The sequence below is a fragment of the Gemmobacter serpentinus genome (assembly GCF_008973825.1).
In the GTDB taxonomy this organism is placed as follows: Bacteria; Pseudomonadota; Alphaproteobacteria; order Rhodobacterales; family Rhodobacteraceae; genus Gemmobacter; species Gemmobacter serpentinus.
The window spans coordinates 26,638-38,888 of record NZ_WCHR01000030.1 but is presented as its reverse complement, the minus strand read 5'-3'; the positions used below and the strand labels follow the sequence as shown (position 1 = coordinate 38,888).

General features: G+C 62.0%; 18 protein-coding genes. 3 read left to right on the top strand and 15 right to left on the bottom strand.

Annotated features, from left to right (window positions below; all coding sequences use genetic code 11):
- Nucleotides 1–67: 67 nt before the first annotated feature.
- Genes GBJ34_RS15970 through GBJ34_RS15905 form a run of 14 tightly spaced genes read right to left on the bottom strand, consistent with a single transcriptional unit; the run spans nucleotide 68 to nucleotide 8,357 of the window.
- Nucleotides 68–451, bottom strand: a complete 384-nt coding sequence (locus tag GBJ34_RS15970) for a helix-turn-helix domain-containing protein (protein WP_151720200.1) — start codon at nucleotides 449–451, stop codon at nucleotides 68–70.
- Nucleotides 448–702 (bottom strand): hypothetical protein, encoded by a 255-nt coding sequence (locus GBJ34_RS15965; protein ID WP_151720199.1) that lies wholly within the window; start codon nucleotides 700–702, stop codon nucleotides 448–450. The genes GBJ34_RS15970 and GBJ34_RS15965 overlap by 4 nt, the downstream gene beginning before the upstream one ends.
- Nucleotides 699–1,148, bottom strand: a complete 450-nt coding sequence (locus GBJ34_RS15960; protein WP_151720198.1) for a gp16 family protein — start codon at nucleotides 1,146–1,148, stop codon at nucleotides 699–701. Before GBJ34_RS15960 ends, GBJ34_RS15965 begins: the two co-directional genes overlap by 4 nt.
- Nucleotides 1,149–1,160: 12 nt before the next feature.
- The gene (locus tag GBJ34_RS15955; protein ID WP_151720197.1) at nucleotides 1,161–1,439 is read right to left on the bottom strand and encodes a hypothetical protein; all 279 of its coding nucleotides are present in this window, start codon (nucleotides 1,437–1,439) and stop codon (nucleotides 1,161–1,163) included.
- Nucleotides 1,439–2,122, bottom strand: coding sequence for a DUF7168 domain-containing protein (locus GBJ34_RS15950; RefSeq protein ID WP_151720196.1), 684 nt, complete (start codon nucleotides 2,120–2,122; stop codon nucleotides 1,439–1,441). Before GBJ34_RS15950 ends, GBJ34_RS15955 begins: the two co-directional genes overlap by 1 nt.
- Before the next feature lie 10 nt (nucleotides 2,123–2,132).
- A complete protein-coding gene (locus tag GBJ34_RS15945; RefSeq protein ID WP_151720195.1) occupies nucleotides 2,133–2,750 on the bottom strand; it encodes a DUF3164 family protein in 618 nt (205 codons plus the stop codon).
- Complete coding sequence (locus tag GBJ34_RS15940) at nucleotides 2,743–3,093, bottom strand: hypothetical protein (RefSeq protein WP_226341230.1); 351 nt, start codon at nucleotides 3,091–3,093, stop codon at nucleotides 2,743–2,745. The genes GBJ34_RS15945 and GBJ34_RS15940 overlap by 8 nt, the downstream gene beginning before the upstream one ends.
- Before the next feature lie 41 nt (nucleotides 3,094–3,134).
- Nucleotides 3,135–3,716: a hypothetical protein gene (locus tag GBJ34_RS15935; RefSeq protein ID WP_151720193.1), complete on the bottom strand. Its 582-nt coding sequence runs from the start codon at nucleotides 3,714–3,716 to the stop codon at nucleotides 3,135–3,137.
- Entirely contained in the window at nucleotides 3,716–4,465 is a 750-nt protein-coding gene (locus GBJ34_RS15930; RefSeq protein WP_151720192.1) for an AAA family ATPase, read from the bottom strand. Before GBJ34_RS15930 ends, GBJ34_RS15935 begins: the two co-directional genes overlap by 1 nt.
- A gap of 54 nt (nucleotides 4,466–4,519) precedes the next feature.
- On the bottom strand, nucleotides 4,520–6,649 hold the full coding sequence (locus GBJ34_RS15925; protein ID WP_151720191.1) for a transposase domain-containing protein: 2,130 nt from the start codon (nucleotides 6,647–6,649) through the stop codon (nucleotides 4,520–4,522).
- Nucleotides 6,646–7,497 carry a ParB/RepB/Spo0J family partition protein gene (locus GBJ34_RS15920; protein ID WP_151720190.1) on the bottom strand — a complete coding sequence of 284 codons (852 nt, stop codon included), beginning with the start codon at nucleotides 7,495–7,497 and terminating at the stop codon, nucleotides 6,646–6,648. The genes GBJ34_RS15925 and GBJ34_RS15920 overlap by 4 nt, the downstream gene beginning before the upstream one ends.
- 26 nt (nucleotides 7,498–7,523) lie before the next feature.
- Nucleotides 7,524–7,850, bottom strand: coding sequence for a hypothetical protein (locus tag GBJ34_RS15915; protein ID WP_151720189.1), 327 nt, complete (start codon nucleotides 7,848–7,850; stop codon nucleotides 7,524–7,526).
- Between the two features lies 1 nt (nucleotide 7,851).
- On the bottom strand, nucleotides 7,852–8,103 hold the full coding sequence (locus GBJ34_RS15910) for a hypothetical protein (protein WP_151720188.1): 252 nt from the start codon (nucleotides 8,101–8,103) through the stop codon (nucleotides 7,852–7,854).
- Nucleotides 8,100–8,357: a hypothetical protein gene (locus GBJ34_RS15905; protein WP_151720187.1), complete on the bottom strand. Its 258-nt coding sequence runs from the start codon at nucleotides 8,355–8,357 to the stop codon at nucleotides 8,100–8,102. Before GBJ34_RS15905 ends, GBJ34_RS15910 begins: the two co-directional genes overlap by 4 nt.
- A gap of 344 nt (nucleotides 8,358–8,701) precedes the next feature.
- On the opposite strand from GBJ34_RS15905, the gene GBJ34_RS15895 reads away from it, so the two are divergent.
- Together GBJ34_RS15895 and GBJ34_RS15890 are read left to right on the top strand one after the other, a co-directional pair.
- Entirely contained in the window at nucleotides 8,702–9,400 is a 699-nt protein-coding gene (locus tag GBJ34_RS15895) for a S24 family peptidase (RefSeq protein ID WP_226341236.1), read from the top strand.
- 22 nt (nucleotides 9,401–9,422) lie between these two features.
- Nucleotides 9,423–9,974, top strand: coding sequence for a hypothetical protein (locus tag GBJ34_RS15890; protein WP_151720186.1), 552 nt, complete (start codon nucleotides 9,423–9,425; stop codon nucleotides 9,972–9,974).
- A gap of 393 nt (nucleotides 9,975–10,367) precedes the next feature.
- On the opposite strand, the gene GBJ34_RS15885 is transcribed toward GBJ34_RS15890, so the two are convergent.
- Nucleotides 10,368–11,123 carry a VOC family protein gene (locus GBJ34_RS15885; RefSeq protein ID WP_151720185.1) on the bottom strand — a complete coding sequence of 252 codons (756 nt, stop codon included), beginning with the start codon at nucleotides 11,121–11,123 and terminating at the stop codon, nucleotides 10,368–10,370.
- 414 nt (nucleotides 11,124–11,537) lie between these two features.
- Between GBJ34_RS15885 and GBJ34_RS15880 the strand changes: the two genes are divergently transcribed.
- Complete coding sequence (locus tag GBJ34_RS15880) at nucleotides 11,538–12,251, top strand: TetR/AcrR family transcriptional regulator (protein ID WP_226341229.1); 714 nt, start codon at nucleotides 11,538–11,540, stop codon at nucleotides 12,249–12,251.

Below are 12,251 nucleotides of genomic sequence, written 5' to 3'. Positions count from 1 at the left end.
TGAAGGGTTTCAGGGGCGGCGCGTCGGGGCTGGATTTGGGCAGGCCATACTGTCGCAGACGGACGGGCTAGATGTCAAACGGCAGTTGCAATTGGGCGGCATTGTCTTCGGCGGTCAAGGCTGCGCGGTAGGCGTGGACGGTGCGGGTGTGAAGGTCACAGGCCAACGCCACCTGTGAGGCGGACATACCTCGGCGCAGCAGCGCTATCGCTTCGGCACGGCGGCGCTTTGCCCCGCGCAGGGTGGCACAAGGCAAGACGAGCTTGCCGTGGCCTATTTCACGGATCAGGATTTCCGCCGCTTCCATCCCAATCACCTCTGCCAGCTTCGTGCCTTGGGCATGTTTCGGGATCGAAACCTCGCATCCGCCCCAGCGCCGCAGAAGCAGCGTGGTCAGTTCAACCCCGATGGCTTCCTCGATTTGGCCTGCGATCCCCGGAAAGGTCGTCATTCCTTCCCCCTGTTCAAAAAGGATTTGGGGTACGGGGGCACTTTGATGACCGTGGTGACAGCGGGCGCTTCGTCATCACGGCGGGCGATGACATAGGCATAACCGTCGATGACCACCGCTCCGGCACCGGTGGCGGCACCGGGCTGGAGGCGCGCGGCCAAGGCGGCACGCAACGCCTCGATCTGGAAGCCACCCACACGCTCAAGATAGCGCAGGACCGCGTGATCCGTGATGACGACAGGCTGGGTCATTGCAAGGGCACCTCCTTGCGCTTGCACCAGTCTTTCAGTGCGCGGATGACATCGTTGATTTGATCGCTGTCGCGCAGGGTATCAACATCAATGGGCACGGCCTGCCACTTGCCTTCAAAGCGGCTGCGGATGAAAGCGTTCAGGCCATCGCGCCCTGGGCGTTCCAGCGCGTTAGCATCGCCCAGCTTGGACCACAGCACATGGATCAGGCGCAAATCAGCGCGGGGCGCGACGGGGTGGCGACCGGGCTTGCGCCCCGGAAAACCGACCTTGAACCCGCGCTGTTTAAGCGCCTCGACAACACGCAGCAGATCCGCATCGGTCATGTCGGCCATGCTGGCCTTGCCAGTCGCGACCAATTGCAGGTCGCGCCGGGTGTCATTGTCCAGGCCGATCTGCTTACAGCCGAGGTGGACCAGTTTTCTGAGGCTCTCGGAGGTGGCCATTTAACCCTCGTATTAAAATGCGGTTTCAGAGGGGATCACCGGAGGCCGATGGCACCCGAAGATCGTCACGATGCATTCCTCGACCGCCGCCATGATCCCGGCGCCTTCGAGCCACATCAGTTCGGCAAAGAGGTCACCCGACGCCTCAACCAGCCGTGTCCGTGCATCCGCCGCATCGCGGGGTTCCAGGCTGCTTTGCAAGAGGGCGCGTTGCCCCTGCATTTCGCGCACCAGCCGCCGAACACGGCGAATGCGCTGCAAAGGGCTGAGGCTATCGAGAGGCCGGGGCATCAGGGGCGACCCAATGCACGGGTGGCACCGGCACCGGTTACACCGTGGGCGATGCCGACCTTGCTTCCTGCGCACCAGCCTGACCACGTGGCCTCATCAAACCGGGGTTTTCCGCTGTCTTTTTGCTTCACCGGGACCGATGCCGCGAAGCGTTCCGCGCGTGCGGCCACCGCCAGGGCATTTGCCGCTTTATCAATGCCGGGGCCAAAGATGTTGATCAGCCGTGACGACAGCCGCGTCACCATACCATCCGTGAAATCCCTCACAGCCGCACGGCGGGTCGCGTCGGTCTTGCGGCGGCGGTAGAACGCACCAGCCTTGAATTCCGAAATCCCGATATCGAGCGCACGATTGAAAACCGCGACCAGATAGGCCGCAATCTCGGGGCCGGGATCGCGGCCGATAAAGACCAGCTCAGATCCGCGTTTCCCGGGCACATGTGCGAAGGTCGCGGCGGTGTTGGTGCAATAGGCGACAATCTTCCAAAGAGGATCACGGACGCTGCGACCCTTGCTGGCGGTGACGGCCGAGGCCTGACCGATGGTGATATCGGCCTCGGACAACCCATGTGCCCGCATCAGCTCCGCAGCCTTTGCGGCGGCGGCAAGCGCCTCGGCCTCGGTGCAGCCCGAAGCCGTGGTCATCTTCAGCAGTGCCGCGATCTTCTGCTTGATGCTATCCATGGACTAGGCCTCACAGTGCCGCGAAGTCCAGGGACTTCGTCACCATCACGCCGCGCTCATCCGCTTCCTTGAACAACAGATAGGTCGAGGTGCCGTTGATCTGCAGCGCGTCGGTGATCGCCTGCATGGCCGCTTCCCATTTGGGGTGCGCACCGCCATCGGGGCCTTTGATCTGGAGTTTCCGCAGGCCGAGAACGCGGTTGGTGTCGATCCGGCCTGCTTTGTTGACCTGGAACGCATGCTCCAGCAATACGCGTGCATTGTCGTTCACGCCCTCCGCGTTTTCCTCGACAAACTCGTCGATCAAGGCTTTGGCGGCCTGCAACTCCGGCCCGAACGAGATCCGGTCAGAGACCTTGACCTCCACCGATTTCGTGCCAGCGAAGTTCGTGATCGTGAAATTTCCCTTCGCACCACCGACCTTGGCGCCGTATTTCTCGAACAGAAGCTCCCGCGCGGCATAGACCTCGTCGAAGGCCGCTTTTTTGAAGGCTGCGAGGACAGCCTGTGTGGCATCGGCCCCCGCATGCAGTCGGTTGACCAGCTCCTCTTTCATCTTGTCAGCATCGCTGACCATGGAGGCGGGAACATGGTGCCCCTGACCGTTGATCCACATTTCATCAGACATTTCGGGTCTCCTTTTCAGGGGCTTGAGGGGTGACTTTGTTACGGGCACAGGCACGACAGGCGCGGTTCATGCGCACCCGCTCGCTGGTTTCGTTGGAGTAAGTCTTTGCAAGGGTCATCCAGCCGCGACAAACAGCCGTGGATATCTCGCCGAGGGCGGGGCACCGGATGGTCGCGCTCATAAACTGACCACGGACGAGGTCTTCCACCGCCGCCATGTCGCCCTTGTACTTGTTGCGCAGCACGCAAGAGACAAGCGCGGCCGAGCGGCCAAGGCGCAGGGCTACCTTGTTCTGGCTCGTAAGAGCGCATTCATCTGCGAGGCACCGCACATAGTCCGGCATCTCGTCGCCCCAAGCTGCGCGCGCAATGGCAAGTGGGCCACTCATGCCTGCGCCCCCGGCATGAAGACCTCGCGCGAGTTCGGGTCATAGACCCGTTTCACACGCTGGATCTGCGGCGGCTTCGGCCCGTTAAAACGGATCAGGCGATATCGTGCGATCCGGCCGCTCGTGGGTTCTGCCTTACGCAACACTCGCAGGTAGCCGGTCGTCAGCAGCATCTTGCAATAGGCCTTCGCGGTATCGACAGGGATTTCGACTGTTGCAGTCTCGATCAGGTCCTCGAACGTGAACTCCTTGAGCATGTACATGCCGCGCCAGAGCTGCTCTGTGATCGTGCCCTGTGTCACCGGCGAGCCATCCGCCCTGACACGGGGTGCCTCATTTCCGATATCGCGTGCCAGCACCCACCGCGTGGCTTCGAAGCCGACAACCGTGTTGTCTTGATGCAGATACCCCGAGGCGGTCAGGCCTTTCAGGTAGTCGCGCACGGTCTTATCCTTGGCCTGCGCTTGGGCGGCGATATCAGACACGGTGAAAGCGGTACCGGCGCCACCGATCATGCGCACAGCGGCCCAGATGGCGTCGCGCGGGGCTCCTGCCTGATCTACGGGTTTACGGGTCATCACACGCCCCTCCGGGGAGACGGTGCCTCTCCGCTGAAGAAGGTGATCTTCTTGGCTTCAACCGGCGTGATGACTGTCGTGTTGTTGGTGAGCGCCCATTCCGCGATCTGGCGCAGGTTCACCACGATACGGCGCGCCCGCGCCTGCGAGACCTCAAGCACATGCTGCATGACTTCGCGTTCAATCTCGAGGCCGGGGCACTTCATCCGGGCCAGCAGATCGACCTCGCGCAGATCGGCTGGCTGGGCGGCAACCCAGTCTAGCATGCGGTTGTGCACGCGCTCCCAGCGGCGCAGGGTTTGTGGCAGGTTCTCTTCGCCGATCAGGATGACGGTGCCCTGGCTGCTTTCATAGATATCGCGGATGATGCCGATCATGCCGTCCTTGGCGACAAGGTCAGCCTCATCGATCAGGAGGGGGCGACCGGATTTGCTCAGTTGATCCCCGATCTGCTCGACCATGTCGCCAATGGTGCGACCGGGCGTGATGCCCATGGACCGCAGGATCATTTCCGCAAACTTCTTGCGGCTCCAGGTCGATTTGACCTCGACCCAGTATGCCCGGGTCTCCTGCGCGTTCCAGGTCGCGGCCTTGGTCTTTCCATAGCCGCTTGGCCCGAAAAAGCAGGCCAGCCCTGGCAAGTCAAAGTCCCGGTTCTGCACCCGCGCGATCAGGGCGTTCAAAAGCAGCACGTTCCGCAAAGGTGCGACGCTGCCAGCGGTATTGATATTGACTGCTCCGTCCATCATTCTTTCCTCACTTCGTCCAGCCGCCGTGGGGCCTGCACGCCCCCGGCGGTTTCCTCATCCGATTGCCGCATCGCCAAATTCATCGCCGAAGCGGGCAAACATGGTGCGCATCGCCTGAAACTCGGGCAGACGCTGCAGGCGTGCCCATTCCTCTGCCTCGGCCTCCGACACGGGTTCACCGGCCTCCGATCTGCGCTCGATATCGAGCATCCGCCGAAAGCGGTCGGCGGTGCTTTCCGGGGCGGGTTCCTCCACAACTGGCCTGCTGAAATTCGCGGTGAAGACCTTCAGCCGTTCTTCATCCGTGGTATCCGGCACCGGCAGCGGGCGCTCGATCACCGGCCTGCGGATGCGGGCCGGGGCCAGTTCGACCACCTTGGCCTCGACAAGCGGCGTGTCGATCTGCGGTGCCGCGTGCAATTCGGCGGCCCACTGCCCGACGCTGACCGGGCGGTGCAAGTCCAGCAGCTTCTTTTCCGCCGCGCGGCGTTGACGCTTGAGCCGGGCGGCGAGGCGCGCGCCGACCAGATCGAAGAAACCGACCTTCTCGCGGCAATCTGCTGCGCCAAGGAATTCACCGGCGAGCGAGTACATGAACAGACCCGCATGCAGGTTTTCAGGGTCAAAGCGGGCGACCACCGTTTCACCGACATGCTCGTTCATCCAATCGGACCAGTAGCTGTTTTCGAACAGCTTGAAGGCACCGTGCTGCTTGTGCAGCTTGCGGACTTCTTGGCCCATCAGCCAAAGACGATGCTGCTCCGCCGTGGCTTTGATGATCCGCGATTTCGCATAGCTTTCGGCGAAGGTTTCATCGAAGCTGCGGCCCTTGGCATTGTCGGTCAGACGGCCCGGGCGGGCGTTATGCGCGGCAATCACCTGTTCGGTGACCTCCAGCAGATCGGCCAGCGGCACCGCGCGGCTGCCGTAATCCTCGGGCTTGGCATCGGGGCGATTGCCGACATAGGCCCCGGCAAAGGCGGGGTGCCGGGCAAGATCATCCGCAAGGTCGCGGAAAGACCGCTCAATCGGCTTTGCCTGACCATGGCCGGGCGTGGCCCAGTGAACCTTGATGCCCATCTGCGGCAACACGCCCAGGGCGTCATCTGGGCGGATCTTGAACCGAAAGCGCGTGGGTGTGCCGCCGGTGAGCCACTTATTGGCAAACTCGTGTCCATTGTCGAAAAGGCAATGGCGCGGGATGCCCCAAGTCTCGACCAACTCACCGAAGGCCGACATGACGGCCACCTTGTTCGGGTCAAGGTCAACTTTCCACGACAGGATCTTGTTCGAATAGAGGTCGGTGAAGGCGACGATCTGCACCCGCACCGGCTTTTCGATTTCGGGCCACTGCACGAACACATCCAGCTTGTGGCAGTCCGCGACAACGCCTTCCAGCGCCGTCAACATGGACCGATCCCGGATCTGCGGCGGAAAGCAGCGGGCAAGACCTTTCTCTCCCTCACGGGCGAAGACCTGTGTAACGCGCGGTACATTTTCCTCGAACCACCGCAATGTGGTTCGGTATTCAAGCGAGGCGTGGCCGTGGCGGCTGCACCAATCAGCGACCCTGCGATGGGCAGACCGTAGGCTTGGCCCGCCAAGGCGTAGATAGTCTGCCCGAATGCGGTCCAGAAACTCCTGGCTGCATACCGCGCGCTCGCGCTTGGGCGCGGCGGCGCGGTGGCGCGGCGCGAGATAGGGCAAACGGTCTGCGGGATCGACGCCCTCGATCATCGCCACCCAGTTCCAGACCGTGCGCTGTGCAACGCCCGCGCCACGGGCGGCCGTATCAATCGCGAGGTTCTTGCCCATCGGGGCTTCCAGCCCTTCGGCCTGCTGAATGATGGCCAGCCGTTCCCGTGCGGTGGCCTTGATCTTCTCGGGCAAGCCATCGAACCACGCCCAAGCCTCGTCCCGGCCCATCCGGCCCGAGGTTTCGCCGGTAAGATTGCGGGGCATGGCCTTCAGAAGCGCGCTTTGCGCGCGGACAGGTAAAAGGCGCCAATTGTATTCCCAGCCGCCGCCGCGACCTGCACGGCGGCGGGCGAGGCCGGTCTGGGCATTCCAGCTCATCCGCTCTGCAAGTGCATTTACACGGCGCTTTGTCGTGGGCAGATCCGGCAGCACTGCGGATGCGAGTTCTTGCGCGCTCCACCATTCCTGTTCAGGTGCGGCGTTCATGCGTCCCCCCGGTCCAGATCGGCGAGGATATCTCTGAGGTCACCCTCGACCGCTGCCACCATCCGCTTGCGCGCGGCCATTCCGATACGGTTCCAAACCTTCAAGGCGGCAATAAACTGCTCTTCAATCGGGTCTTTAACAGGGGCTTCAGCGGCACCTTCCGCCTTCAAACCGCGCTGGGCATCGGCGGCGGATTTCGCGCGGCCGGCCGCGAGCCGGTCCACAACCGCATAGCGCGCTGTGGGTTCACTGATCTTGCCAATCTCGGTCAGGTCCTTGAGCGTGATCTGTCGCGGGGCCTGCCGCAGGGCATGCACCTGATCGGGGCCGAGGCGGGAGCCTGCTGCAACCATGCGCTCTACGTGGCGCGTGGTGCAGCCAAACTTGTCGGCTGTCGCGGCAGCAAACGACATGATGTCGGTTGCTAAGCCCTGCCTTGCCAGACCACCGGCCACGCCCCGCTTGGTCTCCGGGTGCATACGCTCGTAAACGGCCTTCCGCGCCGCCAGAAAAACAGCGGTGTCGAGCGCGTTCATTTCCGCACCAGCCAGATTGTCGTCAATTTCCATCAGGCGTGCCCAGTCGTCGGTCACGTCTGTCCAGATCTTCGCCTCTATCTCTTCCCAGCCAAGCTGCCGGGCCGTTTCCAGACGATGTGCGCCCGCTATCAGGACAAGGCTGCCATCCTTTTTGCGCCGCACATGGATCGCATCCTTCATCACCCCGGTCTCGTTGACCGACGCGATCAGGCTCTGCACGCCTGCCTCCGATACCGGACGCAGGCGCTGGCGAGCATCAATCTCTGCCACCTTCACCCGGTTTTGTTGCATCAAGGTCGGTTGTTTCACGGTTTGGCCCCTGTGATCTTCTGCCGTCACGCCCTTGCGGCGCGGCGGATCTTTCCGGTGGAGGTGCTGCCTGCCGTTGCCGAGGTGGCAAAGCCGGGCGCGCGGCAGTCTGTGCAAAGACGGTTGTGGATGCCGTCAGACTGGAAAGTGGCACCGCAGCACATGCAGGCACGCGGCCCGCGCTTGGCCTTACGGTCGGCTTCACGCTGGAGGTCCTCGCGGCTCATCAGTGCGGCTTGACGGCTCGCGTAACGGGCGGGTAGCAACGCGCCATTCGGATCGCGGACGCAGTAGCTGCCACCGATGCGCTCAACCTCATAACGCGGGCGATAGGTGCTAAGCAGGACCGTCATGTCAGCCCCCATAGGTGGTGGCGAGATAGCCCGCCAACTCGTCCATGAGGCCGGTCTTTTCTGCGGTGCTGAAGGCTTCCAGCAGGCGGGCCAGCGCCTCCGTTGCATCTTCGACAGCGATCTCGCCTGCGACGGCCTCACCGAGCTGGCGCGCCGAATCGGCCCGACCCATGGCTTCGCGCGTGTCACGGATCGCGTGAGACAAGGCCTCAAGCTGCCCGCACTTCGACAGCGGTTCGATGATGTCCTTCACGGGTTACCTCCAAAGATGATGACAAGGATCGGGAGTGCGACCGGGGTCGCGAACAGGATCAGGAACAGCAGGACGACGCCCAAAAGGTCCCCGATCCAGCAGTCGTTGATCCGATCATCCAGCGCCCGCAGGCGCTGCCAGATCGAGCGGCGCGGCACGCCCTGATCCGCCGGGGCTGCCATCCCGGACAAATCAGGGCGGCTCCCGCCACGGCAGGGGCCAACCGACCGCTGCGGTATGGAACGGATGGCCATCATGCGGCCTCCTTCGATTTTGAGGGTCTGGGGATCTCGCGTGGCCATTCCAGATCGGCCGGCCACAGAGCATCGAAGGCCCGCAGGGCCTCCTTGAACGTATCCACGCGGCAGCCCCCACCGGCTTTCAGCCGAAGGAAGAGCCGCGAGTGCACGCCACACCATTTCGCAACCGTAAGGTCCGAACGGCCCAGGTGTTCACCTAGCAGGGTGGCAAGATTGGTGAGGTGTGAATACTCCATGCCCTAATAATGCATATTTGCATCATCACGGCAATACTAATTTACATCATTTTGGAAACAGACTGTGCAAATTTACATCGACTTGTGCGGCGGCCTAATTTGGTGCATTTTTACACCATGCCGACACCCAACGAGATATATGAGGCCCTAGAGGCAAGGCGGTTGGAACTCGGCTTATCCCAAGCCGATGTTGGCGCTCGTGCGTTTGGCAAGCCGGACAACTCGGCCTTCCAAGCGCTCCGGCGCGGGTCGTCCCCATCTGCCGAGAAGCTCGCAGCTTTATGCGCGGCTGTCGGCTGGGAGTTTTATTTTGGGCCGGCACGAGAGACGGGGCCGGTCGAGAGCGTCGCCCTGGGAGGCGAGAGCTTTGCCCAGATCCCTCTTCACGCCGCCTCTCTTTCTGCTGGCCACGGACATGAGAACCACCAAGAAGCGGTGATCGACTATCTGGCCTTTCGACGAGACTGGTTGCGCCGGGTCGGAGTTTCACCGTCAAGCGCGGTGCTGGCTCGGGCCGATGGGAATAGCATGCAGCCGACGATCTGGGCGGGGGACCTCGTACTCATAGATCGAACCAGGGCTGATTTGCCGGTTCGGAAGACTGAGACCAAGGCGCGGCGAAGTTCCATTTACGCCTTCGTGGAAGACGGCCACGCACGGATCAAACGGATAGAACGACCGGCCGAAGGCGAGTTGCTGCTTCTGTCGGACAACCCAGATTATGGGCCGCAATTTGCACGCGCGAGCGACATCACAGTCATTGGAAAAGTGATGTGGTGGGGCCATACAAACCGAGATTGAAAGCTGTTTTTAGGAGACTGAGTTGGCAATTTTCAAGATGCCAGAGAAGAAGCCACAATCGAAACTGCAAGAGTTTCGAGATGGCATGCTAGGGTTGGCGGTCTTGTTCGTGCTTGGCTACGTTGCTTGGCATTGGTTGACCGGCGATGAAGAGCTGGTAGCAGAGCAGGTCTTACCTGTCGTGTCGGCAGAAGTGGCGGCACAAAGTGAAGTGGAACCTGTAGAAGTTGACGCTGCTGCGCGGGCAGAGGCCGAGCAGCTTGCCGCAACTGAGGCGGCACAAGCCGCAGAGCTGGCGGCTGAGAAGGCCCATGAAGCAAAGCATGGTTTCCACTGCCTTAGTGGCTGGGATGGCAGCCATCGGGACTTTGTTGCTGCGGTCAAAGCTCAACTGAATGACCCCGATAGCTTTGAGCACGACGAGACCAGAACATGGCCTGTTCGTGAGGATGGCCAGAATGCCATATTGATGATGTTTCGGGCAAAGAACGGATTCGGCGGTGTGGTTCGCGGAAAAGCGAGCGGAACGTTTGACAACCAATCTTGCGCCCCAACCGTCCAAACCATCGAATGACCTGAAAATCGCGTCCCGGTTCGATCTGATCGCCTCAATCCGCCGGGATGCCGAATTTCTTTACTTTCCAAAGACATACATCGAACTGGGACGCCCGCGGAGAACCGGGCGCAAAACGTCCCAGTTCCGATAATCACCCTGCACAGTTTCGGTGCCGCGCGGTGGCTTTAACTTATTGATTTCTTACCCTGTTCCCTGCGCAGCGCATGGCCGGCACCAATGCCGCCCTCGCGCCGATACCGCACCATAAGTGGCTGGTTTCAGGTCCACTGCAAGACATCGCGCACAGCGTGCCACCCGTATCGCAACCTCCTGTAAAGCCCTTATTTGATTGGGCTTTCCGAGGTCTTCCGGGTTCTTTCGGGGTCTTCCGGGTTCCTGCAGTTATTGGTGTCACTCAACAGCGTAGTTGTTCGTCCCGAAGCCGGTGGATTTGCCGAGGCCCGCATTGTGGCGGCCCGGTCCAAACTCCCAGCGGTGGCCGGTTTCCATCAGCCGGTCCGACAGGCGGAAGTAATGGTTTCCATCCTCGACCGCGAAGGCGACGTGATGCAGCCGGTCTGTCGGGCGGATGGATTTCATATAGGCGATGTCATGGTCATAGGCCGAGCCACGCAGCCAGATCCCGGCCAGCTGCCCGCCCACGGAGATGTTCAGCGACGATTTGAAGCCGATTGTCATCAGGAAGTCGCGCATCACCTCGGGCTCGACCTCTCCCAGAAGGTTGATGTGATCCATGTCCGAAGGCACATGCGAGCCTTTGGCGTCGAAGTCGGAAATTCCCGCGCGACGCTCGGCCCCGCCGGTGCAAAGCCGCAGCTCATGGCCCGAGGGCAGATGGAATTTCAGCGTGGCACCTTCGCCGGGGCGGCTGTCGCCCGCGCGGCGCTCGGCTTTGACGCCTTCGCGGGACAGGATGCCGGCGACGCGATCCAGATCTTCCTCGTCATCGACGCCGAAGGTGAAGTGTTCCAGCGATTTGACGCCCTTCACGAGCGTCAGGTCGGCGGCCTTGCCCCGGCAGGCGAGGTGGACAGTGTCCTCGGAGCGCGACAGGACGGTCAGGCCGAGGACGTCCTGATACCAGGTGAGCGCCTTGCCCAGATCGCCGACATAGATTGCGGCATGGTCGATGCGGTTTATCCCCATGGGATGGTCCTTTTCTGCAAGCAATGGATCTTCTGGCGGCGAATGCGGTGCATCGCCGGGAATACGGGTTCGGATGAAAGGGCTGGCGCCCCGGGTCAGACGACGGAATGGCTCCGTTGGGTTAGACCTATCGGGTCTGGCCAGGGGGCAGGTGTCATGCTTGTGGTTCTCCCTCCGGCTCTCCCAAGCCGATTCTGCCTTGGGGCGGCCCTCCTGCCGCCTTGGGATCAGATTATGACAGGATGTAATTTGCACAAATGGTCATTTTACTTATTCCGCAATGTGGAATTCTTGAGTCTGGCGATGGCTCAGGCTGGAACCTGCGGCGCGAAGCCTTCATAATGGGGAGGGAACCGCAGGTTGTCGGGGGAGGCGATGGGAGAAAGGTCAAGCGCGACCGAGGCGGATGAGGCAATGGCCCGCATAGGATACCGCATGGCCCATCTGGAGCGCCGGGCGCAGATCGGAGCGGCGCGGCGGGCGAAGTCGCGCAATATCCTGCTGACGGCTGCCTTCGAATGCTACGGACGCGAGGGCGGCCGCTTCGTGCGGATCGAGGATGTCTGCAAGGCGGCGGGCGTGGCGCGGGGCACCTTCTACAACCATTTCGACGATCTGGAGCAGCTGCGGTATAATCTGCTGGAAGCGATGACCGGCGAGTTCGACCGCGCAGTCCACCACATGTTCGCAAGGCTGGAGAACGTAGCCGAACAAAGCGCGGTAGCGATCCGCTATTACCTGCATGCGGCGGCGAAGAACCCGGCCTGGGGCTGGGCAATGATCCATTCCAGCGCGCCGGGGCACACCTTTGGCGAGACGGTCTGGCACAACTCGCTGGTCACCATCCGGCGCGGACGGGATGAGGGCCTGTTCCACATCTCTTCCGCCGAGATCGGGCGCGACATCCTGATGGGCGCGGTCTCAGCAGCCATGGTGTCGATCACCCGGGGCGGCACCTCTGCGCGCTACCCCGAGGAGGTCACGGAACACATCCTGATGTCCTTCGGCATGCCCCCCGCCGTGGCGCATGAGATTGCCAACCGCCCCCTTCCCGCCCTACCCGCCATCGCGCATGAGACCATCGTGATTGCCAGCATGCCCGCCCTGGGAGAGATCGGGGCGGAGTGA